The sequence below is a fragment of the Caulobacter hibisci genome (assembly GCF_016135805.1).
GTDB lineage: Bacteria > Pseudomonadota > Alphaproteobacteria > Caulobacterales > Caulobacteraceae > Caulobacter > Caulobacter hibisci.
This window is the reverse complement of sequence record NZ_JADWOX010000009.1, coordinates 178418-202044: the sequence shown is the minus strand read 5'-3', so window position 1 is coordinate 202044 and position 23627 is coordinate 178418. Positions and strand designations below refer to the sequence as shown.

At 65.4% G+C, this 23627-nt stretch carries 22 protein-coding genes; 8 read left to right on the top strand and 14 right to left on the bottom strand.

Annotated features, from left to right (window positions below):
- Window positions 1-222: 222 nt before the first annotated feature.
- On the bottom strand, window positions 223-1419 hold the full coding sequence (locus I4Q42_RS14760; protein ID WP_198576842.1) for an MFS transporter: 1197 nt from the start codon (window positions 1417-1419) through the stop codon (window positions 223-225).
- A gap of 199 nt (window positions 1420-1618) precedes the next feature.
- On the opposite strand from I4Q42_RS14760, the gene I4Q42_RS14755 reads away from it, so the two are divergent.
- The 4 genes from I4Q42_RS14755 (at window position 1619) to I4Q42_RS14740 (ending at window position 5882) form a co-directional block, all read left to right on the top strand.
- Entirely contained in the window at window positions 1619-2620 is a 1002-nt protein-coding gene (locus I4Q42_RS14755; RefSeq protein WP_198576841.1) for a LacI family DNA-binding transcriptional regulator, read from the top strand.
- 269 nt (window positions 2621-2889) lie between these two features.
- On the top strand, window positions 2890-3378 hold the full coding sequence (locus tag I4Q42_RS14750; RefSeq protein ID WP_198576840.1) for a hypothetical protein: 489 nt from the start codon (window positions 2890-2892) through the stop codon (window positions 3376-3378).
- Window positions 3379-3666: 288 nt separating this feature from the next.
- Window positions 3667-4863 carry a tyrosine-type recombinase/integrase gene (locus I4Q42_RS14745; RefSeq protein WP_198576839.1) on the top strand — a complete coding sequence of 399 codons (1197 nt, stop codon included), beginning with the start codon at window positions 3667-3669 and terminating at the stop codon, window positions 4861-4863.
- 188 nt (window positions 4864-5051) lie between these two features.
- Window positions 5052-5882 (top strand): aldo/keto reductase, encoded by an 831-nt coding sequence (locus I4Q42_RS14740; RefSeq protein ID WP_198576838.1) that lies wholly within the window; start codon window positions 5052-5054, stop codon window positions 5880-5882.
- Between the two features lie 96 nt (window positions 5883-5978).
- On the opposite strand, the gene I4Q42_RS14735 is transcribed toward I4Q42_RS14740, so the two are convergent.
- From I4Q42_RS14735 to I4Q42_RS14715, 5 genes are all read right to left on the bottom strand, one after another.
- Window positions 5979-6548: a biliverdin-producing heme oxygenase gene (locus I4Q42_RS14735; protein WP_198576837.1), complete on the bottom strand. Its 570-nt coding sequence runs from the start codon at window positions 6546-6548 to the stop codon at window positions 5979-5981.
- Between the two features lie 55 nt (window positions 6549-6603).
- Window positions 6604-9090: a response regulator gene (locus I4Q42_RS14730; protein WP_232793143.1), complete on the bottom strand. Its 2487-nt coding sequence runs from the start codon at window positions 9088-9090 to the stop codon at window positions 6604-6606.
- On the bottom strand, window positions 9050-9508 hold the full coding sequence (locus tag I4Q42_RS14725) for a response regulator (RefSeq protein ID WP_198576836.1): 459 nt from the start codon (window positions 9506-9508) through the stop codon (window positions 9050-9052). The genes I4Q42_RS14730 and I4Q42_RS14725 overlap by 41 nt, the downstream gene beginning before the upstream one ends.
- Before the next feature lie 5 nt (window positions 9509-9513).
- Window positions 9514-11736, bottom strand: coding sequence for an ATP-binding protein (locus I4Q42_RS26415; protein WP_198576835.1), 2223 nt, complete (start codon window positions 11734-11736; stop codon window positions 9514-9516).
- Window positions 11737-12194: 458 nt separating this feature from the next.
- Entirely contained in the window at window positions 12195-13358 is a 1164-nt protein-coding gene (locus tag I4Q42_RS14715; protein WP_198576834.1) for an acyltransferase family protein, read from the bottom strand.
- A gap of 226 nt (window positions 13359-13584) precedes the next feature.
- Between I4Q42_RS14715 and copC the strand changes: the two genes are divergently transcribed.
- Together copC and copD are read left to right on the top strand one after the other, a co-directional pair.
- Window positions 13585-13956, top strand: a complete 372-nt coding sequence (gene copC, locus I4Q42_RS14710; protein ID WP_198576833.1) for a copper homeostasis periplasmic binding protein CopC — start codon at window positions 13585-13587, stop codon at window positions 13954-13956.
- A gap of 1 nt (window position 13957) precedes the next feature.
- Window positions 13958-14887 (top strand): copper homeostasis membrane protein CopD, encoded by a 930-nt coding sequence (copD, locus tag I4Q42_RS14705; RefSeq protein ID WP_198576832.1) that lies wholly within the window; start codon window positions 13958-13960, stop codon window positions 14885-14887.
- 10 nt (window positions 14888-14897) lie between these two features.
- On the opposite strand, the gene I4Q42_RS14700 is transcribed toward copD, so the two are convergent.
- The 8 genes from I4Q42_RS14700 to I4Q42_RS14665 all read right to left on the bottom strand — a co-directional run bounded on the left by I4Q42_RS14700 (window position 14898) and on the right by I4Q42_RS14665 (window position 20383).
- A complete protein-coding gene (locus I4Q42_RS14700; RefSeq protein WP_232793142.1) occupies window positions 14898-15266 on the bottom strand; it encodes a DUF411 domain-containing protein in 369 nt (122 codons plus the stop codon).
- A gap of 119 nt (window positions 15267-15385) precedes the next feature.
- Complete coding sequence (locus I4Q42_RS14695) at window positions 15386-15571, bottom strand: hypothetical protein (RefSeq protein WP_198576830.1); 186 nt, start codon at window positions 15569-15571, stop codon at window positions 15386-15388.
- Window positions 15572-15656: 85 nt separating this feature from the next.
- The gene (locus I4Q42_RS14690) at window positions 15657-15899 is read right to left on the bottom strand and encodes a heavy-metal-associated domain-containing protein (RefSeq protein WP_198576829.1); all 243 of its coding nucleotides are present in this window, start codon (window positions 15897-15899) and stop codon (window positions 15657-15659) included.
- 82 nt (window positions 15900-15981) lie between these two features.
- A complete protein-coding gene (locus tag I4Q42_RS14685; protein ID WP_232793141.1) occupies window positions 15982-16851 on the bottom strand; it encodes a copper resistance protein B in 870 nt (289 codons plus the stop codon).
- Window positions 16852-17114: 263 nt separating this feature from the next.
- The gene (locus I4Q42_RS14680; protein WP_198576827.1) at window positions 17115-18962 is read right to left on the bottom strand and encodes a copper resistance system multicopper oxidase; all 1848 of its coding nucleotides are present in this window, start codon (window positions 18960-18962) and stop codon (window positions 17115-17117) included.
- A 121-nt stretch (window positions 18963-19083) separates the two neighbouring features.
- Window positions 19084-19620, bottom strand: coding sequence for an RNA polymerase sigma factor (locus I4Q42_RS14675; RefSeq protein WP_332873085.1), 537 nt, complete (start codon window positions 19618-19620; stop codon window positions 19084-19086).
- 32 nt (window positions 19621-19652) lie between these two features.
- Window positions 19653-20093 (bottom strand): Spy/CpxP family protein refolding chaperone, encoded by a 441-nt coding sequence (locus tag I4Q42_RS14670; protein WP_198576825.1) that lies wholly within the window; start codon window positions 20091-20093, stop codon window positions 19653-19655.
- Entirely contained in the window at window positions 20090-20383 is a 294-nt protein-coding gene (locus tag I4Q42_RS14665; RefSeq protein ID WP_198576824.1) for a hypothetical protein, read from the bottom strand. The genes I4Q42_RS14670 and I4Q42_RS14665 overlap by 4 nt, the downstream gene beginning before the upstream one ends.
- Window positions 20384-20551: 168 nt before the next feature.
- Here I4Q42_RS14665 and I4Q42_RS14660 point away from each other — a divergent pair, with 168 nt between their 5' ends.
- The gene (locus I4Q42_RS14660; protein ID WP_198576823.1) at window positions 20552-23053 is read left to right on the top strand and encodes a heavy metal translocating P-type ATPase; all 2502 of its coding nucleotides are present in this window, start codon (window positions 20552-20554) and stop codon (window positions 23051-23053) included.
- Window positions 23050-23490: a Cu(I)-responsive transcriptional regulator gene (gene cueR, locus I4Q42_RS14655; RefSeq protein ID WP_198576822.1), complete on the top strand. Its 441-nt coding sequence runs from the start codon at window positions 23050-23052 to the stop codon at window positions 23488-23490. Before I4Q42_RS14660 ends, cueR begins: the two co-directional genes overlap by 4 nt.
- The last annotated feature ends 137 nt before the right edge of the window (window positions 23491-23627 follow it).

The window sequence follows — 23627 nt, the reverse complement described above, 5'->3', positions numbered from 1 at the left end:
GCCTAATGCGGAGGCCGTGGCCGTGGCGCTGAGAGACGCGGTGAAGGTCTAACCCTCGCCGCTCTCCGACTGCCTTCCTGGGCCTTGTGCCCAGGACCCATCGTGCAACCTGCTCAGACCTTTCGCGTACGGCCGCCGTCTGAGCAGCCGTCGGCATGGGCCCTCGCCACAAGGGCGAGGGAGGCGGGGGAAGGGGAGAGATGAGGAAAAGGCGGTGGCCTCTTAAGCCGCCGCCGTCGCCTCGGTCTGGCGGCGGTCGTCCCACAGGGCGATCGCCCAGATCACGAAGCCGCCCAGGGCCAGGGCGCAGCCGACCCAGCCGGTCGAGCGCCAGCCGAAGCCGGCCGCCACGGTCATGCCGGCCAGCCAGGGGCCGAGCGCGTTAGCGGTGTTGAAGGCCGAGTGGTTGAGGGCGGCGGCGAGGGTCTGGGCCTCGCCGGCCACGTCCATCAGCCGGGTCTGCAAGGCCGCGCCCAGCCCGCCGCCGCAGCCGATCAGGAACACCACCGGGACCAGGGTCCACAGGCTGCCGACGGCCATCGGATAGAGGGCCAGCGAGGCGGCGCTCCACAGCAGGATGGCGCCGACGGCCGGCATCAGGGCGCGGTCGGCGGCCCAGGCGCAGACCAGGGTGCCGGCGGTCATGCCCAGGCCGAACACCATCAGCACCAGCGGCAGGGCGGCGGGCGAGGCGTGGGTGACCTCCAGCAGGGTCGAGGCCAGGTAGGTGTAGACCGCGAACATGCCGCCAAAGCCGATGGCGCCGATGCCCAGGGTCAACCAGACGCGGCGGCTGGCCAGGGCCGACAGCTCGCGCAGCGGGCTGGCGTTCTTGGGCGCGGCGTCGCGCGGGGCCAGCAGGAATACCGAGATGGCGGTCAGGGCCGCGAGGGCGGCGACGATGACGAAGCCCCAGCGCCAGCCGATCCATTGGCCGACGGCGTTGGCGAGCGGCACGCCGACGATGGTGGCCACGGTCAGGCCGATCATCACCCGCGCTACCGCCGAAGCCCGCTTGTCTGGCGCGGCCAGCGAGGCGGCCACCAGGGCCGCGACGCCGAAATAGGCCCCGTGCGGCAGGCCGCTGAGGAAGCGGAAGATCACCATGGTCTCGAAGTTGGGCGACAGGGCCGACAGGCCGTTGCCGACCGCGAACAGCACCATCAGCCCGACCAGCAGGGTACGGCGGGCGATCTTGGCGGCCAGGACCGCGATCACCGGCGCCCCGACCACCACGCCCAGGGCATAGGCGCTGATGGCGTGGCCGGCGGTCGGCTCGTCGACGCCCAGGGCGCGGGCGAAGTCGGGCAGCAGGCTCATCGAGGCGAACTCGGTGGTGCCGATGGCGAAGCCGCCCAGGGACAGGGCCAGTTGCACGAGGGTCGCCGAAGGCGCGCTGCGGGAAGTCGGGTCGCTCATGGCGGGCCTTGCTGGACGAAAAGCAGTGAGCCGGTCACGCACGCGCCTGTCGCTCGCCCGGGCGGATTCCGGCGAGGATGGCGCGCGGTTAGGGCCGCGCTGCGGTTTGATCGAATGCGTGCATAGCTATTCACTCGCCAGCCGGCGCGCAACCCTCTAAAGACGGCGCGGTGGGGAAAAGGGTGCGAGGGATCGCCGCATGAGCGGAAACTGGCGGCCGCCGTCGTCGACCGACGTGGCCAGGGCGGCGGGGGTGTCGCAGTCGGCGGTGTCGCGCGCCTTCACGCCGGGCGCCAGGATCGCCGAGGCCACCCGCGCCAAGGTCATGGCCGCCGCCGAGGCCCTGGGCTATCGGCCCAACCTGCTGCCGAAGATCCTGCAGACCAACCGCTCGGGCATCGTCGCCGTGGTCGTGGGCGGCTTCTACAATCCTTATTTCGCCATGACCCTGGAGGCGTTCTCCCTAGCCCTGACGGCGGCGGGGCGGCAGATGCTGCTGGTGCGGGTCGACAGCGACCGCGTTCTCGATGGGGTGGTCGACCAGCTGGCCGGCTACCGGGTCGACGCCGTGGTCTCGGCCCTGGCCCTGACCTCGCAGGACGCCGCCGACCAGCTGGCCAAGCTGCGTATCCCGATCGTCACCCTGAACTCCGACCTGGCCGGCGACTGGATCCGCTCGGTGTCGTCCGACAACTTCGCCGCCGGCGAGGCGGCGGCCCGGCTGCTGCACGCGCGCGGCGGAACGCGCTTCGGCTTCGTCGCCGGCCCGGCCGACAGCCCGGCCCAGGTCGCCCGCGAGGCCGGCTTCGCCCAGGGCCTGGCGAGCCTTGGCCTGCCGCCGGCCGTTCGAGCCGGCGGCGGCTATGACTACGCCAGCGGCGAGGCGGCGGCGCGGGCGCTGTTCGCCGGCCCGGAGCGGCCCGACGCCGTGTTCTGCGCCAACGACCTGGCCGCTTTCGGCGTGATCGACACCCTGCGTGAAGCGTTCGACCTGAAGGTCCCTGACGATGTTCTGGTGGTCGGCTACGACAATCTCGACATGGCCGCCTGGGCCCCCTACCGCTTGACCTCGTTCGACCAGGACGTCGAGGCGCTGGTCGAGGCGGCGATGGCGCTGCTGAGCGTGGAAGCGGGTGCGACCTGCGTGGCGCGAACCGTGCCGTCACAGCTGGTCGAGCGCGAGAGCACGCGGCGGCGCTAGACGCTCGAGGCGCGCAGGTCGGTCCAGTTTCCGAGGCGCTCGCCGTTTTCGCGAGGATGTTCGACTTGGTTCGATTTCCATCTTCGGACGATATCTTACGATGGGTTCAAATTTGAATTGCATGTCTGGTCACGCCTGAAGCTAGGCCATACGCTAAGCTTTGATCCGCGCCGTGGGGGAGAGCGGACGGATGCGGCAAGGTGGCGATGCCTGGAACTTCGACTTCAAAGCCTAAGCTTGCCGCGCTTATCGGCGTTGCCGGGCTGGTCATGGTCTTGTTGTTCAACGCGTTCGTCGCGGCGCCTGTGGCCTCGGCGCTTGGTCGTGACGACCGCAACAAAGGCCTGACGCTCGTGGCCTATCGCGCCTACGCCGTATCGCCGACCGTCCTGACGCTCGATCTGTGGTCCGTCAAAGAGGCCGCGCCCATCGATCTTTTCCGCGCCCTGTTCCAAGCGGCCGAGGCGCTGAAAGGCAAGAGGTTCGATCGCGTCAATCTTGCGCGCGGTGGCCATACGGTCTTCGTTCTGGACGGCGGGGTGTTCCAGACGCTCGGCCAAGAGTATGCGCTCGGCCAGAACCCCATCTATCTGGTCCGTACATTGCCAGAGAAGTTGCTGACGCCCAGCGGTTCGCCGGCGTTCGAAACCTGGACTGGCGGCTGGTTGGGCGTGCTGAGCAAGCAGATAGAAGAAAGCAACGCCTTCGCCCAGGCCTGGGTGGAGGGCAAAACGCCTTCGGTCGCCCCCAGCTACTAGTCGAAGCTAAAGGGCGCGCGTCGGCTCGTGCTATTCAACGCGTGAGCTTCGGGTCGATGATTTTCAGGGGGTAATGGCGGAGAGGGTGTCCGCCAAAGCAGTATTCCCATACCGTTCTATCTCGTCCCGCCACATCTTCTTAAGTTACGGATTTTAATGTGTTTATTATCCGGTCTGTGCTACATTGTGCCTGAGCGCTCCACTCGGTCGCATGATGAAAGTAGGACCGAAAGTGGGGCCCGAAATGGGGCCGAAACAGTTCGGCGGAGATGTTAGGCGGAGACTCTCATGAGCGGCCGTTCACTCCATAAGTTGACCGCGCTCCAGGCGGCCAAGCTTAGCAGGCCGGGCCGACATTCCGATGGCGGGGGTCTTTACCTCTCGATCGACGAGGGAGGGCGTCGGCGTTGGGTCTTCATGCACACGCGGGCCGGCAGGCGCGTTGAACTTGGGCTTGGCGGGCGAAGAGACCTGACTTTGGCAGATGCGCGGGCCGAAGCTGCAACCTTCCGCGCTATGCTTGCCGCCGGCACCGATCCGAAGGCGGAGCGCGTAAAGGACGACACGACACAGACGTTCGGTAACTGTGCCGACGCCTATGTCGAAGCCATGAGCCCTTCCTGGCGTAACGCAAAGCACGCGGCACAATGGAAAATGACGTTGACCAAATACGCTGCTGCAATTCGCGAGCGCCCAGTCAACGAGGTCACGACCCAAGACGTCTTGGACGTTCTCCAACCGCTGTGGACCCGTACGCCCGAAACTGCGGAGCGCCTACGCGGGCGCATAGAGAACGTTTTGGATGCAGCAAAGGCCAGAGGGCTGCGATCCGGCGAGAATCCGGCCCGTTGGCGAGGTCATCTGAACCAGCTTCTACCTAAGCGCCAGCGATTGACGCGAGGACATCATGCCGCGCTGCCCTATGACGCTGTTCCGGAGTTCATGGCCAACCTCGGAACGCGGGGTGCCGTGGCGGCCCGTGCTCTGGAGTTCCTAATTCTCACGGGAGCGCGTTCGGGCGAGTTGCTAGGTGCTAGTTGGGACGAGATCAATCTGGAGAAGGAGATCTGGACTGTCCCGGCTGACCGCATGAAAGCGGGCCGCGAGCACCGTATTCCGCTGTCTAGCTGTGCGATGAAGATACTTGCTGAGCGGCTTGAGGTCAGCTCTATCGGTTACATTTTCCCAGGTGCAACGCCGAAGTCGCCGCTATCGTCGATGGCTATGGCGATGCTGTTGCGGCGGATGAAGAGCGACATCACAGTCCATGGGTTTCGGTCCACGTTCCGCGATTGGGCATCCGAAATGACGACCTTTTCGCACGAAGTCTGCGAAATGGCCCTGGCTCACACGATCGCGAACAAAGCCGAGGCTGCCTACCGCCGGGGCGATCTCTTTGAAAAGCGTCGCAAGTTGATGGAAGCCTGGGCGAGCTATTGTTCGAGTGGGGTGAAGGGCAAGGTGGTGATGCTGCGGCCGAGCTAGACGGCCGCCAGCAAGCTACCGGGTCGCGCCATTTTCTGCCGTTGGCGTACTTCCAGGAACTGGACATTCAGCATCGACATCAAGAGGACAGTCACCGTCCCGCGCGCCCTAGCGGAACCGCCTGGCCGAGAGAAGACCGGCTATCTAGCTTGGATGGGCCAATTGGCCGCTTCTGCGTTTGGAACAGTATGAAAACAGCAAGCTTTCCCGACGGCGCCACGGTCCCCGCGCTTGGCCAGGGTACCTGGATGATGGCCGAGCGCGCCGACCGCCGCGCTGAAGAGGTCGCCGCGCTGCGCGAAGGCGTGGAGCTTGGCCTGACGCTCATCGACACTGCCGAGATGTACGGCGAGGGTGCGGCCGAGACCTTGGTTGGAGAGGCGATCGCCGGCATCCGCGATCGCGTCTTCTTGGTGAGCAAGGCCTATCCGCAGAACGCCTCGCGCGCTCGGCTCGCTGGGGCCTGCGAGGGTAGCCTGCGCCGACTTCGCGTCGAGACGCTGGATCTCTATCTCCTCCACTGGCGTGGCAATGTTCCCCTGGTGGAGACCGTGGAGGCGATGGAGCGGCTGGTCGACGCCGGCAAGATCGCGCGCTGGGGCGTCAGCAATCTGGACACCGACGACATGGAGGAGCTGGCGGCCGCCGGAGGGGCGCGCTGCGCCACCGATCAGATCCTCTACAACCTGACGCGTCGTGGCCCGGAGATCGACCTGCTGCCTTGGCTGGAACAGCGCCATATTCCCACGATGGCCTATAGCCCGGTCGAGCAAGGCCGCCTCGTCGACCATCCAGCGCTACGCACGATCGCCGAACGCAAGGGCGCCACGGCGGCGCAGGTCGCCCTGGCCTGGCTGCTACGGCGCCCCGGCGTGATCGCCATCCCCAAGGCTAGCTCCATCGCCCATGTCCGCGACAACCGCGCCGCCGCGGACCTGCAGCTCGACGAGGCCGATCTGACGACGCTCGATCACGCGTTCCCGCAGCCGCGACAGCGAAAGCCGCTGGAGATGATCTGAAGGTGCGCCTTCCGAAAAATGCCCTGTGACACCAACGAAGGATGTCCGACACGACGAACTTCCGGACATTGAGGCGGGTCCGGAAAGCGGACCTTCCTATGACGACTGCGTCACTGGCTGGCGCCGGATCAAGGCCTCCTGATAAGCTTGCTCGAACCGTTCAAACGTTCGCGATGCTGTTTGTGCGCATTCGGCTTCATCGGGCGCGTCGAAGTCCGCCTCGTCGAGCAAGGATGTGAACCGTAGCCAAGCCGAGCTGTCGGCGGTCTGCATCGCCATGTGTCGCGCGCCAAAAGCCGCGTCCATACCCAGGTCAAGAACAGCCTTCTGCAGGAGCCGGGCGCCTAGGCTGGCGCCTTCCAGAACGTAGAGGGCTCCGAGAATTCCAGCGCGGCCCGAGACCGTGAAGTCGGACGGCTCGCTCGGCAGGGGTGCCGCGTGCCCAAGATCTCGAAGGTCCTGCCGAAGATAGCTGGCGATCCTGCGCTGGGGCCAGGCTGCATAAACTCCGACGGCGTTCGCGGTGCCCAGGGCGCGCTCGATCGCCTCGCGTGCGTTGAGGGTCGCGGACAAATAGGCCAGATAACGCGACCTGTTCGTCAGGAAACCCGCGCCCCTGATGAGTGCGTCAAGGCGCGCATGTTCGCCCCGAGTGGCGTTGCGCAACCGAAACCGTCGACTGGTGTCGGCGACGGGAGGCGGCAAGGAGTCGGCGGCCACCCTAGCCACGCGGGTCGCGCCGCCGGCCGGAAGTCAGCGAGACCACGTTCTCGGCGTCCGACGGTCCACCGAGAACGGCCTGGACCTTTCGCGCCAGCTCGTCGCCCGCAAACGGCTTCTGAACCACGGACTGCCCCCCCACCTCGCGCAGCGCCGCCAGGTCGGCATAGCCTGTAACATACATGCACGGCAGGTTGGGCCGCATGGCCCGGGCGCGGGTTGCCGTCTCGACGCCGCTCATGCCGGGCATGGCGTAGTCGACCAGCAGGAGGTCAATGTCCGGACGCTCGCTTAACAGCGTCAGGGCCGCTGTCCCGCTGCCGGCCTCGACGATCTGGTAGCCCATTTCCGTGAGCAGTGAGATCGTGATCTCGCGCACGGCGCTGTCGTCGTCGACGACCAGGATCGTCGTGTTGGCCGCGACCGCCGACAACGGTGCCAGGCCAGCGGCAACGGCGCGGGCCTCCTCGAGCGCGGCGCGCGGCAGATAGACCCTGACCGAAGTGCCCTCGCCCATCCTAGTGTCGATGCGCACGCCGCCACCAGACTGCTTCGCGAAACCGAACACTTGCGCCAAGCCAAGTCCCGAGCCCTTGCCGACCGCCTTGGTGGTGAAGAACGGCTCGAACGCCTTAGCCAACACCTCCTCAGGCATGCCATGGCCGGTATCGCTGACCGACAGCTCGACATATTCGCCGGGCGCCGGCTCTTCAGGACGCACAGGCGCCTGGGTGACGGTGACGTTGTTGGTTTCGATGGTCAGTCCGCCGCCGACTTCCATGGCGTCGCGCGAATTGATCGCCAGGTTGAGAATGATCATCTCGATCTGGGTGGGATCGACCAAGGCCGGCCACAGTCCGGGCTTGAGCACCGCCTCGATGCGGATACTGCCACCCATGGTGCTCTGCAGGAGTTCACGCATGCCGCCGACCGCCTCGTTGAGGTCCAAGGCCTTGGGCGCCAGCTTCTGCTTGCGCGAGAACGCCAGGAGCTGGGCCGTCAGACTGGCCCCGCGTTCAGCGGCCGTGCGCATGTGCCCCACCCGCTTGGCGATCGCTGGATCGGCGCGCAGCTCGGGCAAGGCGCGCTCGACGAAGGTGATGTTGCCCAGGATGACGGTGAGCAGGTTGTTGAAGTCGTGCGCCACGCCGGAAGTCAATTGGCCTACAGCTTCGAGCCGCTGCATCTGCTGCAGCGTCTGTTCGATCTGTTGGCGCTCATCGATCTGTGAGCGCAGCTGATTGTTGGTCATCGCCAAGGCGTCAGCCGCCAGCTTCTCCTCGGTGATGTCGCGCCCCACGACGTAGAAGGCGTCGCGTTCGGGCGTCGCCGTCCAGGCGATCCAACGCCAGTTGCCGTCGGCATGACGAACTCGCGCGTCGAACCGATCGGGTCCGTCGCTATTCAGCCCTTGGAATATGCCGCGGGCGACTTCGAAGTCGTCGACGTGGAGAAGATCCGAGAGCCCGACCGTCAGCATGGCGCCAGCCGCATGGCCAAGATGGGCGGTCCAGGCAGGATTGACCTGTTTGAACCGGCCCTTGAGGTCGAGCACTGCAAAGAGGTCACGGCTCAGACGCCAGATGCGGTCGCGTTCGGCGGTACGGGCCTCGACCTCGGCCTCCAGTCGTTCATTCAGACGTTCCAGCGCATCATGTGCTCGACGCTGGTCGGTAACGTCGCTGGCCACGCCCGCGAAGCGTAGGCAAATACCGGCTTCGAAGATGGCTTGGCCATGCACCGCAAGAGTCCGCTCTCTGCCATCCAGACCATCGACGACGATCTCCAGAGTGAAGACACCGTCGTCTCCCGCGTCGGGCCGCGCCGCGCGCCGAGCCACGGCGCGCAGCCGCAGACGATCATTGGGCCAGCACAGACGCATTAGCCGGCCGAGGCTGACCTCGGCGTCTTCGGCGAGACCGCACAACGTCTTGCAGCGCGCGTCGATCGCCAACGCGCCAGTTCGGCGGTCGAAGCTCCAGACCCCCAGCCCCGCACCTTCGATAGCCAGTCGGTGATTGAGCTCGCTGCGGGCCAGCGCCTCCTCGGCCCAGCGGCGTTCGCCGCGCTGCCGGGCCTCTGTCAGGGCGCGTTCGACGGCCGTACCCAGCCGAGTCAGATTGCGCTTGAGCACGTAGTCGGTGGCGCCGCGCTTGATGGCGGCGGTCGCGAACTCCTCGCCCACCACGCCCGACACGAAGACGAAGGGGATGTCGGGCGCCAGCGCCTTGGCGATGGTCAGGGCCGATAGGCCGTCGAAATCCGGCAGGGCGTAGTCGGCCAGGATGATCTCGCACTCGCCGCTCTCGACCGCGTCGAGGAAGGTCTTGCGATCGATCGCGCGCTTGATGGTGCAGACCAGCCCGGCCTTGGCCAGATGACCCACCACCAGCTCGGCGTCGATGTCGCTGTCTTCGAGCAGGAGCGCGCAGAGCACGCGCGACGAACTATCGTCCATCGGGCAGGCCGGCGCGAGGCGGCGGTTCATTGAGGATCGCCCAGAACATTCCCAGGCTCTCTATGGCTTCGAAGAAGGCGTTGAAATCGACCGGCTTGACCACGAAAGCGTTGACCCCCTGCTCGTAGCTGGTGACGAGATCCCGCTCTTCGCGCGACGACGTCAGCATAACGACTGGGATCTGGCGGAAGTTGCCGTCGCCCTTCAGCGTCGCCAACACTTCCAGGCCGTCGATCTTGGGCAGCTTCAAATCCAGCAGGATGACCGCGGGATCGCCGGCCGGCCGGTCACTGTAGTCGCCGCGCGTATAGACGTAGTCGAGGGCCTCGGCGCCGTCGCGCGCGATAATGATCTCGTTGGCCAGTTGGCATTTGGCTAAGGCCGCCAGGGTCAGTTCCAGGTCACGCGGGTTGTCCTCCACCAGGAGGATGGGTCGCAGGTCGGCCACGGCGGTTAGTATCCCTTGTCGTCTGATGGATCGGCCTTGGGCAGGGTGAAGAGCAAGGTCGCCCCCTCACCCAGCTTGCCGTAGGCCTCAATGGTTCCGTGATGGCGGTCGATGATCCGCTTGGAGAGGGCCAGGCCGATGCCCGTGCCCTCGAAATCCTCGATGCGGTGCAGGCGCTGGAATACGCCGAAGAGCTTGCCGACATAGGCCATATCGAACCCGACGCCGTTGTCGCGCACCCAATAGGCGGTGACCTCGCCGCGATCCTCGCCGCCGATCGTGACCACCGCCTCGTCGCGCGGACGGCTGTATTTCAGCGCGTTGTCGACTAGGTTCATCATCACCTGGCGCAGCAGGCTGGCGTCGCCGAACGCGGGCGGCAAGGCGCCGATTTCCCATCGCACCGTCCTTCCCTCGGTCGCGACTTCCAGGGCTCGCCGCGTTTCGTCGGCTAGCTTGCGCATGTCGACGCGGGCGCGGCTGACGGGCAAACGCCCCAGCTGCGAAAACGCCAGCAGGTCGTCGACCAGGCGGCCGGCGGTCAGGGCCGCGTCGACGATGGTCTGGATGTAATGGCGCGACTTGTCGTCGAGCGCCGCCTCCTTGGCTTTCAGCAATTCGGCATAGCCGACGATGTGGCGGAACGGCGCGCGCAGGTCATGGCTGATGGAGTAGGAGAACGCCTCCAGCTCCTTGTTGCTGCGCTCCAGTTCGGCGGTCAGCTCGGCGCGCTCCTCGGCCCGGCGCAACACGAAGTTCTGGATAGCGTTGCGGAAATCGGCGGCGGTCTCAATCTCAACGTCGGTCCAGGGAAGGCCGCGCAGGCGCACCTGCTGCTTCCAGGCCTCAAACGATTTGCGCGGATGCAATATCCCGGTGTCGCTGGCCGGCTTGGTCGGATCGCCGCTCCAGGTGACGGTGCGAACCACCTCCGGCCGGAACCAGAGAATGTAGTCGGCGTGCAACTGGGAGATCGAGATCGCCAGGACGCCGCTGGCGTCCGGCGCGAACTGCTCGGCCGGCGGCCACAGGCTGGCCAGGGAGTCGGTCGCGAAGGTCGCCTCGCCCCGCTTCTGCAGCCAGCTGGCGAGAAGCTGGATCTCCTGGACCGACGGGGTCTGGCCGACGACGGAGACCGCGCCGCCGCTGATGATCGCCGCGCCCTGGGCCCGCACCAGGTCCAGCCAGAGGTCTGGATTGTCGACCAGCCCAACCTGGAAGTCCTGGACCGGCGCCAGGCGGCTCAGCAGCGCCGTCTCCAGCCGCTTGGCGGCCACGTGGTCGGCGGCCAGCTGGGCCCGGACACGCGAGGCGATCTGCAGCGAAACGATCTGGCCCAGGAAGTCGCAGGCCGTCCGCACTTGCGGATTGACCAGATGCGGCTGCGCGCTGTGGCCAGAGATCAGGCCCCACAGCGCGCCATCGACCAGGATCGAGATCGACATGGACGACAGGGTGCCCATGTTGCGCATGTATTGCAGATGGATCGGCGAGACGCTGCGCAGCGCCGCGCCAGACAAATCCAGCGGCTTCCCATCAACCGGGCTCAGAGCCGGCTCGATCGGCGATGGCGCATAGTTGGCGTCCGGGATCAGTCGCAGGCGATTGAGCCGATAGAGCTCCCGCGCTTGGGCGGGAATGTCCGAGGCCGGGAACCGCAGATCGAGATAGGACGGCAGGATGCCGTCGCCATCCTCGGCGAGCACGGTCCCAACGCCTTCGGCGTCGAAGCTGTAGAGCATGACGCGGTTGAAGCCGGTCAGCGCCCACACCTCACGAACGGCGGCGTCGGTGATGGCGCGCAGATCGCGGGCTTCTTCCGTCGCGCCCATGAACCGGCGCAGGCGCGGGTAAAGCGCCTCCAGCGTCTCGCCCTCGCTGGCGGGCGGCGCTTCGAACTCGACGATCGCCCCTTGCTCGCTGCGGTGCGCGGCGACCTGCTGTGGTCCGGCCGCGAGTTGCACGGTGCGTAGGAACAGCGCCTCGTCACTCTCCAGCCAGGCCTTCAGTTCGGTCGCGAGTTCGCCGGTCGGATCGATATCGTCCAGGCGCGATGGACGATCCATCAGCTTCAGAAACGCGGCCAAATTGGCGCTGGCCTGCCGGATTTCACCACTGCCGAGATCCACCACCGCAAGCGCGCCGTGGGGCTGAACGCCGCCTGGAACTCGGATGGGCTCAGCCGCGCAGGCGTCGAGATCCAGCTTGGGCTGTGCGCTCTCGCTCATCGCGTCAGGCGGCATCACGAACATTGAATGACGATGCGGGGAGTCCACGAAATTCCAAATCATCCCCCGGCTTGAAGCGAGCGACCCGAGCCGTATGGAAGGCCGCCGACTGGTGCAAGCTTGGCTAGAATGATTTTCGCCCGCCTCCGTTCCATAGCGAAGGAACGTCTTGTTGAACCTGCGAGGATCAAACCTCACCACAATTGAGACCGCCGAGCGCCAGAAGCGGAACTTCCCTCCCCTCCAGAACGCAGACGCTCAGCGTTGCCAGCGGCCGCTGCCAATGGCGTTCAATCGGGCGTCGGACGTACGACACCCAGGAACCGAGAGCTTCGGTGGCACCGTCGATCTAACGCTAACTTGTATCCACTTCGGGATGATGGAACCCCGTGTAGGTTAGAGGTTTGATGAGGCAGCTGAAGTCTGTTGATTTCCGCTTTGATCGAACTGTCGGCCGCTCACGGGCCCAGAGTGCGTGGGCCGGGCGATTTTGCCTGAACAGTCGCCGGCCAGAGGCGGTCGGCGCCGCGCCGGATCCATGTGCGCGCGGGTCTCTCAATAAGGTAGTGCACCGCAAACGCCGCCACGAGCGTCAGGAAAAGCAGGCAAGCAACCTCCCACCACGCCAACACGTAAGCGCTTGAGCGTTGGGTCAGAGCGGAGTTGACCCCCTTCCATCCAATCAGGACGGGCATGTGCACCAGGTACAGGGCGTATGAGGCTTCGCCTGCGGCCAACATCCACGGCCGGGCGACCGCGCGATCAGCGCCGGGTTTCGACAGAAGGGCCAGGCTGAGAACCAAGGGTCCGGCCGCAGCCACCACGACCCGCTCGTCCGCTTTGAAATGCATCAGCAGCAACAGAATGATTGCCGACAGCCAGGCCGCGCCGATCGCCTGGCGTCGAGCAAACAGCACCCGTTGGCCCAGCCGGTAAAGACCTATCCCATAGAGAAACTCGGGTATGATCCGCAGTACGCCCATGTTCAGCTGCGCGTGGACTATCAAGTCTCCAAACACCGCTTGGTAGGCCAGATCCAGCACCAGGAAGACCAGCGCCGACAGGGCGAGCAGGATCCATGGTCGACGGGCCAGGACGAGGCCGATCCAGGCGAAGGCGGGAAAGGCGAGATAGGCGAACCATTCGGCGGAAAGCGACCATGAAGGGCCGTTCCATTCCGCCACGACCGTTTCCGGCAACCAAGCATGCACCAGCAAGACGGTGGTGAGCAGGCCAACAGGATTGTAGAGCCGCCGATCGAACTCTGCGCCGATCAGGGTTCCCGCGCCGACCATCACCAGCACGAACCCCAAAACGGCGATATGGGCTGGGTAAACACGTGCGAAGCGCGCCGCCAAGAAGCGGCGGTAGTCCAACTGCCCGTCCTCTAGCACCTGACGATAGGCATGGGTGAGGACGAAGCCAGACAAGATAAAGAAGGCATCGACGCCGAGGCCAGCGCGATCGAAGATGCCGGTCAAAGGCATGGCGTTCCAAGGCCATTGCAGTTGGTAGTGGAAGAGCACGACCCCCAGAGCCAGCGCAAAGCGGATCGAGGTCAGCGCGGGCAGACTGTTTGGGAAGGGCGTTGGTTCACGCCCAATCTGATCAACGACTTTCATTCTATACCCCCGCCCTGCCGCATATACGCGCGAGAGATAGGTCAGCCCTCATCGTCTTGCTGAAGCGCGATTCCGACGGTCGTCTACGGGAACCTGGGACACCGGCGAGGCGCTCCGCTCCCCCCCCGGAGCCGTACTCCAACGTGCTAGCAGTGTGTGCAAAGTGAGGGGCGAGAGGCGAGGGCCGCGTAGTCTTCTTGTGAGCCGACCCGTTTGGAGACTTGAGATGCGACAACGACTTTTCTGCCTTACTGGCCTAACAATGACGGCAGCGCTCTTTGCCAACAGCCCAGCTTGGGCTCACGCCCATCTGGTGAGTTCGAACCCCGTCGCTGGCGCGAGCGTGAAGACGGCTCCCAAGACGATCGTATTGACTTTTAGCAACAAGGTGGTCCCAGCCTTCTCCAAGTTCGAAGTCACCATGCCTGAGCATGGCGGGATGAAGATACCGGTGCGGACGACGGTCTCGAAGGATGGCAAGAGCATCGTTGGAACGCCGCAAACGCCTCTGGCCTCTGGCGCGTACAAGATTGTCTACACGGCGGCAGCCGCCGACGGCCACAAGATGGCGGGTGAAGTCGCCTTCAAGGTGGGCTGACGTGCTCGAGCCTGCGGTCATCGTCCTCAGGCTGATGCAATATGCAGGGGCGATGATCCTTCTCGGATCGCCGCTTTTCTTCATCTACGCCCTTCCGAGGTCCGGGGCAGCATCTGCGGCGCAGACTGCCTGGGCCCGCCCCCTGCTCGCGGGCGCCGGAGCCCTCCTAGCCATTGCCGCTCTCCTCTCGCTGCCAGTCCACGCCAGCATTCTCGCCGGATCGATACGCGACGGCGTCAAGCCGGAAACCCTATTAGCGGTCATAACGGGCATGGACCTTGGCAAGGCGGCGATCTGTCGAGCGGTCGCGGCCGGGCTAGCGGCCTTGCTTGTCCTCGTGCTCAAGCCCGGCCGTCCAAGCTGGGGCCTGACGGCGGCGCTTGGGGCGGTGGCTGTGGCGAGTTTCGCCTGGATGGGCCACGGCGCCGCTACCGAGGGGCCGATCGCCCCCCTACATTTGGCGGCCGACATTGTGCATGGCTGGGCGGCGGCCCTTTGGGTTGGTGCGCTCGTAGTTTTCGCCCTGCTGCTCCTCGCACGGCCCAGAACGTCCGAGAGCGTGGCGGCTCTGCACAGTGCTCTTCAAGGCTTTTCAGGCATAGGGGCGCTGCTCGTCGCCACGCTGGTTCTCACCGGCATGGTGAACAGCGCAGTCCTGGTGGGGCTCGACCGGATCGAGGGCCTATGGACCACCTCTTATGGCCGCCTTCTGAGCCTGAAAATCCTGCTGTTCACAGCGATGGTCGGCCTAGCTGCAGCCAATCGCTACTGCCTGGCGCCCGCGTTGGGAGGAGCCCTTAGAGAGCCTGCAGCGAAAAGCGCCGCCTTGGCAGCGCTACGCCGCAGCGTTGTCGTCGAAGCGGGTCTAAGCCTGCTGGTGCTGGCTCTGGTGGCCTGGTTCGGGACGCTGCCCCCGCCGTCCGTTCACTAGTCTGGTGCTGCTAGGCGTGCTTGGCGAATACCCGCGTCTTGCCGCCAGGTAGCAGGAGCAGAGTGTCGTAGGCTTCCTTGCGGCCGTCCGGCATCTCCATGCCAGGAGATCCCAGCGGCATGCCTGGTACAGTAAGCCCGAGCGCTTTTGGCCGCTCTTTCAGCAGGCGGGCGATATCGCCCGCGGGCACATGGCCAACGGTGACATAGCCGCCGATGGTGGCGAGGTGACAGGAGGATAACTCGACCGGGATCCGGTAGCGCTCATGGAGCGGCCCTAAATCTTCCACCACGACAACGTTCGGCTGATACCCTGCACGTCGCATCAGCGTGATCCAGCCACCGCAGCAGCCACAGGCGGCCGTCTTGTGGACGGTCATTGCCGGGTTTGCCGCGAACGCTATCGCCGGAGTGAGCAAGCCCGCGCCGGCGAGAACGGCTCTACGAGAAATCATGTCGGCCTCGGCGGTGTTGCGGCCGCTTTCGCGGCCGCATTGAGTCAGTGCTGGTGCTGGGGCTTGGGGGCCGGCGCATCCGGGGCAGGCGCAGCTTCAGGCTTCTTGTCGCAACAGGCCATTTTGGCGTCCTTGTCCTTGCAACAGCAGCAGTCGGCGGCAAAGGCAGCGCCGGCGCTCAGAACGGTCAGCGCGACTGCGGCCAGCACGGATTTGGCGAGAGTGTTCATGGACTTCCTCTTGGGCGCAAAACTCGATCGGAGGGGCCTGCGCTGTCCCCGCCTGTTGATATACGCGCTCTGGCTCCCGCGCCCCTCAACAACTCCCACAGCAACCGCCTTTTGTCGCGCCTGGAGCCGTCTCGGCGGCGCGCGGGGTGTAGCCTGCAGAGCGGATCGCATGCTCGATCCGGTCTAACGCGAACAGGCTGGTGACCGCGACGTGCTTGGCCCCCAGATCCACTGCCACCTCGGCATCTGGGTCGAGGTCCTTCAAGGCCTGGGTGATCGTCTGGGCGCAGTGGCCGCAGGTCATGTCGTCGACTTGGTAGCGAAGCATCGCAATCTCCTTGTTCATCGCCTCGCTGCTGGAGATGGGGCTTCCCATGATGGTATGGTCAAGGGTCGGCCGGAAGATATTCTTAGAACCAGGCCCGCAGGCCGACGATGAACCGGGTGCTTTCCACCGCCTCGCCATGCGCGCGAGCAAGCCGCCCTGTGTCGCCGAAGGCGCGTTCGTAGGCGACGCCGATATAGGGCGCGAATTCCCGGCGGATTTCGTAGCGCAATCGCAGGCCGAACTCGCCGGTCGACAGCCCCGACCCAATGTCGCTCTCCGGGATATCCTGAGCGGCAAGCTCTAGCTCAGCGCGCGGCTGCAGGATCAGTCTCTGAGTGAGGCGCAAGTCGTAGCTGCCCTCAACCCGCGCCAGAACATCGCCCTTGCTGGAAAGGAAAACCGCACCCTCGGCCTCGAACCAGTAGGGCAACATGGTGTCGACGGCGAGCGTCGCATAGGTGCGGGATCTGGGTTCCAGATCGTACCGCAATCCCACCTGTACGTCCGTGTAGCGGGATACGGCCCGCGAGTAGAGAAGCTGCACCTCTGCGGCCTCGACGCCCTCACGGGACGCCCCCTCGCCTTCGGTCTTAATGGCCAGCCGGTTGATGTCGCCGCCGTACCAGCCCTCGACTTCCCAGCCGTAGCGCTCGCCATCCGGCGCCCATTCCAGCAGGTCAGCTTGAACCTTGGAGATGCGCGAACCGCCATGCTCGTTCTCCAGTGTCACGCGCGCCCGCTGCATCGGGCCGCTGCCAAACATCTGGTCGGCGAGGTTGTCCACGATAACGGGCGGTGGCGCCGCATCGCCCACGGGCAGATCGACGCCCGTCCGAGCGGGGCTCGGGGGGGGCATGGCATGGCCGGCGTGCGGGTCCACAGGCGCCGGCTGGGACGCCGGCATGGTGTGCCCCGCGTGCGGATCGGCGGGCGCAGCCGACTGCGCGGGCATGACGTGCCCAGCATGAGGATCGGCCGGAGCGTTTGGGGGCGGCGCTTGGTGACCGGCGTGCGGGTCTGCAGACGTCGCGGGCGCTGGCTCAACATGTGCAGCGTGCGGGGCAGGCATGACATGGCCGGCATGGGGGTCCGCCGAAGCCTGGACGGGCTTGGCTGGCTGCTTCATCACATGGCCAGCGTGCGGATCTACCGGCGCCTGGGCGGCCGCAGTGGACGCTGAGCCGGCCATCGCCAGGACGAGGAGCGAAGCGCGCATCATGCCGATGCTCCTTCCGCCGGGCGGACTTTGAAGACTTGGAACATGCCAGCGTGCATGTGGTACAGCATATGGCAGTGGAAGGCCCAGTCGCCCGCCTCGGCGGTCATGTCGAAGCTTACCTTCCCGCCTGGCGCGACACTGACCGTGTGCTTGCGCGGCATTTGGTCGACGGGTCCATGCACCAGTTCGAAGAAGTGCCCGTGAAGGTGGACCGGGTGGGTCATCATCGAGTCATTGACCAGGGTGACGCGCACCCGCTCTCCAGTTCGGAAGGAATAGGGCGGCGGGTTTTCGCTGAACTTCCAGCCATCGAACCCCCAGATGAAGCGCTCCATGTTGCCGGTCAGCCGGATCTCCAGAGCCCGCTCCGGCGGTCTTGGATCCGGGTTCGCTTCCAGGGCGATGAGGTCCTTGTAGACAAGGACGCGGTGGCCGACGCTTTCGAGACCAAGACCCGCCTCGCCGGTCCGGTCCATCGGCATGGGCGTGATCATCTGGACGCCGGGACCCTTCTTGATCTGAGGGGCCTTGGACCAGTCGAGCATGTTCATCTCCATGCCGCCCATGTCGCCCATCAGGTCGCCCCCTCGTTGACGCGGCGGCGCCATGCCAGGAAGAGGGGCCGCGCCACCCATTCCGGCCATGCTCCCATGATCCATGCCGGCCATGCTCCCGTGGTTCATGCTGTTGCCGCTCGCACCCGGAGCGCCGTGCGACTCGTGGGACATGCCCATGTCCTTCATCGTCAGGATTGGCCGCTCGCGCAGTGGCGGGACCGGAGCCGACATGCCGGCGCGCGGCGCCAGCGTCGCCCGGCCCATGCCCGAGCGGTCGATCGCCTCTGAAACCAGGGTGTAGGCCCGGTCCTCAGTCGGCTGCACGATGACGTCGTAGGTCTCGGCATTGCCGATCTGGAATTCGTCGACCTCCACCGGTCGCACGTTCTGGCCGTCCGCAGCCACCACGGTCAGTTTTAGCCCGGGGATGCGGACGTTGAAGATCATCTGAGCCGCCGCATTGACGAAGCGCAGTCGCACGCGCTCGCCGGGACTGAAGAGCCCGGTCCAATTGTCGTTGGGTCCATGCCCATTGACCAAGAAGGTCTGCACCGCGCCGGTGACGTCGGAGAGGTCGGTGGGATCCATCAACATCCTGGCCCACTCGGTCCGCTCGGCCAGCGTCTGGTCTTGGCCTGCGAGGAGGCCGGCGATCGTCTGGCGCTGATGGTTGAAGACCCCGCCCTGCTGCTTCAGCCGCTTGAAGATCAAGTGCGGATGCATCTCGCTGTGGTCGGCAAGGACAATCACGTGTTCGCGGTCAAAGGCGACCGGATCTGCCTTCGCCGGCTCGATTACGATGGGCGCGTAGTGGCCTTCGGCTTCCTGGAGCCCGGAGTGGCTGTGATACCAGTACGTCCCGGACTGAACGATCGGGAAGTCGTAGACGAAGGTCTCGCCGGGCTTGATGCCGGGGAAGCTTACGCCCGGCACGCCGTCCATGTGGGTCGGCACAAGGAGGCCGTGCCAGTGGATCGAGGTCTCCTCGTCCAGGGTATTGGTGACGGCGATCCGGACCTGCTGCCCCTCCTTGAGGCGCAGCATTGGACCCGGGACCGTGCCATTGATGGTCACCGCATGGCTGGTCTTCCCATCGATGATGACAGGCGTGTGGCCAATCGTGAGTTTAATGTCCTCGCCAGACAGCGTCGGAAGAGCAGAGAGGCTGCTACGCTCGGCGCTCATCGCCCAGTTGGGGAGCAGCGAGCTGACCGCAGCGCCTGCGCCAAGAATGGCGCCCCCGCGCAGAAGGGCGCGGCGATCGATATCGAGAGGGAGCCTGGGCATCAGGGATCCTTGAAGAATGAACGTCGAGGCGTTGTCCGGCTTCCCACGGTAGGAAGGTCAAGCCTTGGCGCTTCTGCATGGACAACGCAGCGAGGGCGGCGAACCCCTGACTTTTGACGCGTTAAATCGCCGAACGGTCGAGAAGCTCCGCAAGCCGCTGACGCGCGCGATAGACCCGCGTCTCGATCGTCTTGACCGTAACGCCCAGAACGTCAGCCGCCTCCTTCTGGGTGAGGTCGTCGAAGTAGGTCAGGAGCAAGGATTCCTTGAGCTTGGCCGGCAATTGATCGATGGCCTTCTGGAGGGTCGCCCGCTGTTCATTTGCCACAAGGCTGGTTTCGCCATCGGGCTCCAGGTCGTGTTGAGCCAAAGCTTCGGCGGAACCATCGTCATTTTCGCCAAGAATGAACCGTCGGACGGCGAGCCTGCGAGCGCGGTCGCGGCACTTGTTCAATGCGATAGCGCGCAACCAGACCCCAAAGGACCGGCGATCATCGTAGCGGTAGAGTGAGCGCCAGGCGGCAATAAAGCTCTCCTGCACCACGTCGGCCGCGCCGTCGCCATCTCGCACGTAGCGTCGAACAAAGCCGTAAAGCGCGGGCTTGTGACGCTGCAGCAGCGCGGCAAACGCTTGGTCCTCCCCCTCCCGCGCTCGCACGACGAGGTCAAGCTCTGCGTCCCCCTCCCCTGTCACGACGCCGGTTCGGTGAGGGCCTTGCCGATACGGGTGTCGAACTGCCGGGCCTGTTCAGGCGTCAAGACCGCGCGCATGGCCAGCACGTGCAGAATGGTCTCCTTCTGAAGCTCGCCCATGGCCCCATGGAAGCGGTCCACCGCCGCCTGTACCTGCGGCGAGTACTCGTGCCGGGCCTGAATGGCGCGGGCGAGATCGGCGTTAGCGGCCCGAAGCTCCGCCTCCCGCGCCCGCCGGCGAACCGCGAAGTCGCGCTCCAACACCTCGATCTGCGCCCTCTGGTCGGCGCTGAGCCTCAGTTCGTCGTGCACGAACTCGTGCAGCGAGGGCTGGTGGCGCTGAACATAGATGTAGCGAGCGCCGATCCAGGTTCCGCCCATGGCCGCGATCAGGGTCAGCAATAGAGTGATGACGAGGCCGCGACTGAGGCCCCTCATCTTTGATGATCCAGCAGAGTGGACGGCGCCAGTTTGCTGGCGACCGAGAACGCGGAAATCTCCTGGGGCTCGCTCGCGACGGCCACCGCGGTAACGCCGCCGCCGGCGACGCCCAGGGCAAGCCCGCCAACGACCGCCGCCGCGCGGACAGCGTTCAGGACCGGCGCGGCCTCTCGAGCGCGCCGAACCTCGGCGATCCCGCGCCAGACCGCTTGGTCGATATGGTCGTAGCCAGGGGCCGGCGGCTCGGACCTCAAGGTTTGGATCGACCGATCCAGGGTGTTGGTCATGACGATCCCCGCACGTTGTTCCCTATCTATACGCCCAGCCCACCGATCGCCCCTCAAAGACATTTGGGGCCTACAGCGGCCGTCCTCAGTGACTGGGCGAAGCGCTCTTGACCCTCCCATGACGGGAAGGTCTATCTGATCTGGGCAACGAAGATCAGGAGCTGCCCGATGTCCCAGACAACCCTAGTGCCCATCGACATTCCGGTGCTCGGAATGACCTGCGCGAGCTGCGTGGGGCGGGTGGAGAAAGCGATCGCCGCCGTCCCCGGCGTAGCACGCGCTTTTGTGAACCTCGCGGCGGGTCGAGCGCACGTGGAGTTCAATGCCGAAGGTCAGATGCCGGCCGTTGCGGAGGCAATTCGCAAGGCCGGCTACGAGCCTTTGGAACGCACCATCGATCTCAAGGTCGAGGGCATGACGTGCGCAAGCTGCGTAGGGCGGGTCGAGCGGGCGCTTCGCGCCGCGCCTGGCGTTCTGAGCGCGCAGGTCAACCTGGCGACCGAGCGGGCGACCGTCACAATGCTCGAAGGCGTTGACGCGACCGCTCTGGTCTCGGCTGTCGAGAAGGCAGGCTACCGCGCCACCCCCATCCTCGAGGCCGGTCCGGACCTTTCCGACCGGGAGCGAGAGGCGCGAGCGGCGGAAATCCACGCCCTCAAGCGCGCCGCGGTGTTTTCAGCCCTTGCGACCCTTCCGCTGTTCCTCATCGAAATGGGCCGGCACCTCATCCCCGGCGTCCACCATCTGCTGGCGGACACGGTTGGCGAGCAGCCCTGGCGGCTGATCAGCTTTGCATTGGCAACCCTGGTTCTGTTCGGACCGGGCCTGCGCTTCTACCGCAAGGGCGTGCCCAACCTGATCCGGCGCACGCCGGACATGAACTCCCTGGTGGTGTTGGGAGCCACCGCCGCTTTCGCCTATTCATCGGTCGCCACCTTTGCTCCGGCCCTTCTCCCCGCCGGCGCCAACCACGTCTACTTCGAGGCCGCGGCGGTGATCGTCACGCTGATCCTGGTGGGTCGGCTGTTCGAGGCGCAGGCCAAGGGCCGCACGAGCGAAGCCATCAAGCGGTTGATGACGCTGCAGGCCAAGACCGCCCACGTGGAGCGCGACGGCGCCGTCCGCGAGATCCCAATCGCCGAAGTCGTGGCCGGCGATATTGTCGTTGTCCGGCCAGGAGAGCGCCTTCCTGTCGACGGCGAAGTGCTGGATGGCGCGTCCTACGTTGACGAGTCGATGATCACAGGTGAACCGGTTCCGGTGGAAAAGCGCGTCGGGGCCGGCGTGGTGGGCGGAACGGTCAACAAGACGGGCGCTTTCCGCTTCCGTGCGACAAAGGTCGGCGCAGCGACCCTCCTGGCCCAGATCGTGCGCATGGTGGAGGCCGCCCAGGGCGCCAAGCTTCCGATTCAGGCCATGGTTGACAGGGTGACGAGCTGGTTCGTGCCGGCGGTGATCGCCGCGGCGGCCTTGACCTTTGCGGCCTGGCTGGTGCTTGGGCCCAGCCAGGCGCTCAGTTTCGCCCTCGTCAACGCCGTCGCCGTCTTGATCATCGCCTGTCCCTGCGCGATGGGCCTGGCGACGCCGACCTCGATCATGGTCGGCACCGGCCGGGCCGCCGAACTGGGCGTGCTCTTTCGGCGCGGCGAGGCTCTGCAGGGCTTGCGTGATGTCCAGGCGGTGGCTTTCGACAAGACTGGCACCCTCACCCTTGGCCAGCCTGCCCTGACCGACGTCATTCTCGCCGACGGGTTCACCGAAGCCGACGTACTGAGCGCCGTCGCTGCGGTGGAGCGCAACTCCGAGCACCCGATAGCCCAAGCCATCGTCGAAGGCGCGCAAGCACGCGGCCTCACCATTCCCGAACCCGACGACTTCAACGCTCTTCCGGGCTTCGGGGCCGAGGCGATCGTAGAAGGTCGCCGCGTCCAGGTGGGCGCGGATCGCTACATGGAAACGCTCGGTGTCTCCGTCGCAATTTTCACGAGCCAATCCGAACAGTTGGCCCAGCAGGCCAAGACCCCCCTCTATGCGGCCATCGATGGCCGGCTCGCCGCTCTTCTAGCCGTGGCTGACCCCATCAAGGATAGCGCGCCGCAAGCGCTGGCGGCTTTGCGCGCAGCAGGACTGAAGGTCGTGATGATCACAGGCGACAACCGCCGCACGGCCGCAGCGGTTGGCAAGCAGCTTGAGCTCGACGAAATCGTCGCCGAAGTGCTGCCTGATGGAAAGGTTGCGGCAATTGTGGCGCTGCAGGCTCGCTACGGACGCGTGGCTTTCGTCGGAGACGGCGTCAACGATGCCCCAGCCCTCGCCAGCGCTGACATTGGCATTGCCATGGGCGCGGGAACTGACATCGCCATCGAAAGCGCCGACGTGGTGCTGATGCGCGGCGACCTGCGCGGCGTCGCCACCGCTATCGACCTGAGCCGCTCCGTCATCCGTAACATCCGCCAGAACCTCATCTGGGCTTTCGGGTACAATGTGGTGTTGATCCCCGTGGCCGCTGGGCTGCTCTATCCAGCCTTCGGACTGTTGCTTTCGCCGATGGTCGCCGCCGGCGCCATGGCCCTCTCCAGTGTCAGCGTTTTGGCCAACGCCCTGCGTCTTCGGACCTTTAAACCGACCAGGCCTGTCGAATACCCAGCTGCTCAAGGAAGCATCGCATGAACATCGGTCAGGCCTCAAAGGCATCCGGCGTCACTACCAAGATGATCCGCTACTACCACGAGATCGGCCTGGTTCAGCCCGCCAGTCGTTCCGACTCCAACTATCGCGAGTACGACGAGCGCCAGATCAACGAGCTGCGCTTTATCAAGCGCGCGCGGAGCCTTGGATTTTCCATGGAGGAGATCACCCAACTGCTCTCGCTCTGGCGAGATCGCAGCCGGCCCAGCCGTGAGGTCAAGGCGATCGCTGATCGTCACCTGGCCCATCTGAACGCCCGCATCGCGGAAATGCAGGCCATGGCCGATACACTTCAACATTTGTCGCTATGTTGCGCCGGCGACGAGCGGCCAGATTGTCCGATTTTGGCGGATCTCACCAGCGGAACGGAGCCGACAGAGCGGGCTGGAAGGCAAACGCTCGTGCAGCGCGCGAGATGAGTTCCTCGGCCATTCAAGGGTCCGGTGGGCCGTTTACCTGTCTATCAACGATGCCCACGCGTTCCCTCTTGGACAAGAAGGCTTGACCTTCCCACGGTGGGAAGCCCGAGCGTTGATTTGGCGGTCGTCGTCGGCGG

Bases quoted from the DNA above. Each gene is read 5' to 3' on its own strand.
- I4Q42_RS14760 (WP_198576842.1), bottom strand. From the start codon at position 1,419: ATGAGCGACCCGACTTCCCGCAGCGCGCCTTCGGCGACCCTCGTGCAA.
- I4Q42_RS14755 (WP_198576841.1), top strand. From the start codon at position 1,619: ATGAGCGGAAACTGGCGGCCGCCGTCGTCGACCGACGTGGCCAGGGCG.
- I4Q42_RS14750 (WP_198576840.1), top strand. From the start codon at position 2,890: ATGGTCTTGTTGTTCAACGCGTTCGTCGCGGCGCCTGTGGCCTCGGCG.
- I4Q42_RS14745 (WP_198576839.1), top strand. From the start codon at position 3,667: ATGAGCGGCCGTTCACTCCATAAGTTGACCGCGCTCCAGGCGGCCAAG.
- I4Q42_RS14740 (WP_198576838.1), top strand. From the start codon at position 5,052: ATGAAAACAGCAAGCTTTCCCGACGGCGCCACGGTCCCCGCGCTTGGC.
- I4Q42_RS14730 (WP_232793143.1), bottom strand. From the start codon at position 9,090: ATGAACCGCCGCCTCGCGCCGGCCTGCCCGATGGACGATAGTTCGTCG.
- I4Q42_RS26415 (WP_198576835.1), bottom strand. From the start codon at position 11,736: ATGAGCGAGAGCGCACAGCCCAAGCTGGATCTCGACGCCTGCGCGGCT.
- I4Q42_RS14715 (WP_198576834.1), bottom strand. From the start codon at position 13,358: ATGAAAGTCGTTGATCAGATTGGGCGTGAACCAACGCCCTTCCCAAAC.
- copC (WP_198576833.1), top strand. From the start codon at position 13,585: ATGCGACAACGACTTTTCTGCCTTACTGGCCTAACAATGACGGCAGCG.
- I4Q42_RS14700 (WP_232793142.1), bottom strand. From the start codon at position 15,266: ATGACCGTCCACAAGACGGCCGCCTGTGGCTGCTGCGGTGGCTGGATC.
- I4Q42_RS14695 (WP_198576830.1), bottom strand. From the start codon at position 15,571: ATGAACACTCTCGCCAAATCCGTGCTGGCCGCAGTCGCGCTGACCGTT.
- I4Q42_RS14690 (WP_198576829.1), bottom strand. From the start codon at position 15,899: ATGCTTCGCTACCAAGTCGACGACATGACCTGCGGCCACTGCGCCCAG.
- I4Q42_RS14685 (WP_232793141.1), bottom strand. From the start codon at position 16,851: ATGCCCGCGCAGTCGGCTGCGCCCGCCGATCCGCACGCGGGGCACACC.
- I4Q42_RS14680 (WP_198576827.1), bottom strand. From the start codon at position 18,962: ATGCCCAGGCTCCCTCTCGATATCGATCGCCGCGCCCTTCTGCGCGGG.
- I4Q42_RS14670 (WP_198576825.1), bottom strand. From the start codon at position 20,093: ATGAGGGGCCTCAGTCGCGGCCTCGTCATCACTCTATTGCTGACCCTG.
- I4Q42_RS14665 (WP_198576824.1), bottom strand. From the start codon at position 20,383: ATGACCAACACCCTGGATCGGTCGATCCAAACCTTGAGGTCCGAGCCG.
- I4Q42_RS14660 (WP_198576823.1), top strand. From the start codon at position 20,552: ATGTCCCAGACAACCCTAGTGCCCATCGACATTCCGGTGCTCGGAATG.
- cueR (WP_198576822.1), top strand. From the start codon at position 23,050: ATGAACATCGGTCAGGCCTCAAAGGCATCCGGCGTCACTACCAAGATG.